This window comes from Phocaeicola sp. RTP21198st1_B8_RTP21198_201120 (assembly GCF_040929485.1).
GTDB lineage: Bacteria > Bacteroidota > Bacteroidia > Bacteroidales > Bacteroidaceae > Phocaeicola > Phocaeicola dorei.
In genome coordinates, this window is sequence record NZ_JBCOCI010000495.1 from 1 (window position 1) to 1,118 (window position 1,118).

The window sequence follows — 1,118 nt, forward strand, 5'->3', positions numbered from 1 at the left end:
CTATATAAGCGTCCGCGCCATAGTCGAGACCCGCAATTTTTGAATCGATGCTGTCGAGTGCCGAAAGCAGAATAAACGGGATATGACAAAGCATATTGTCGGAACGGATGGACTTTAACAATTCGAATCCGTCCATGTGGGGCATGACGATGTCGCTGATAATAAGATCTACTGTCGTTGTCTCCAGACATTCCAAGGCTTCCTTGCCATTGGTGGCTGTATGGATGGTATAGGTATTTCCCAGATTTTTAGCCAGAAACTCCAGCATATCCGTCGTGTCTTCCACTACCAGAAGAGAGTAACCGGCGGGTTCGCCCTCTTCCTCCGAAGCGAGAACCTTGTCGGGCATGGAAGTGATGGAAGGGCTGACAGAGATGCTTTTCTCCAAATACGGAATTTCCACACATACCTCGCATCCTTCCGTATAGCCGGGATTGATATAAACCTTTCCTTTATGCTTCTCCACCAACAATTTGACGAGACTCAATCCGATTCCCACTCCCGATCCGTTGTTTCCTGTGTTTCCTACCTGATAAAACGGTTCGAAAACCTTGCTGCACTCCTCTTGTGGAATACCCGGACCGTCGTCACGCACACACAGGGAGAGCGTGCGCCCTTCAGAAGACAGATGTTCGTCCATAATTACCATAATGCGGGTACGGGCATATTTCATGGCATTTGTCAACAGGTTGCTGACAATTTTAGTCAGCGCCTCTTGGTCTACATTATATTGCAGGTGCTCTTTCGGCAGAGAGACGCTGAAAGATATTCCGGTCAGGGAGATGGCACGGAAACGGTCGATGATGTCCTCTATCATCCGGTTGATATCCACTTCATTGAATGAAAGCGTATAACCTTCCTTGTCCACTTTGCGGAAGTCGAGCAATTGTTTGATAAGCTCCATCAACCGGTTGGTGTTCTTCCGTATCACAGACAGGTTGCTTTCCACTTCACTGTTCCATTCATGTGTTTCCAGAATAGCTTCCAGCGGAGCTTTGATAAGGCTTACCGGAGTCTTGATTTCATGCGCCACTTGAGTGAAGAATGTAATTTTCGACTGGAACAACTCCTGATTCTTTATTTGTTCCATCTCTTTCATCTTTCTTATTTTCACAGCC

General features: G+C 46.8%; 1 protein-coding gene. It reads right to left on the minus strand.

All coding sequences use genetic code 11. The annotated features are described in order from the left end of the window. Positions 1 to 1,118, minus strand: a 1,118-nt coding sequence (locus AB5935_RS27570) for an ATP-binding protein (protein ID WP_368328047.1), incomplete at both ends; no start/stop codon positions are given.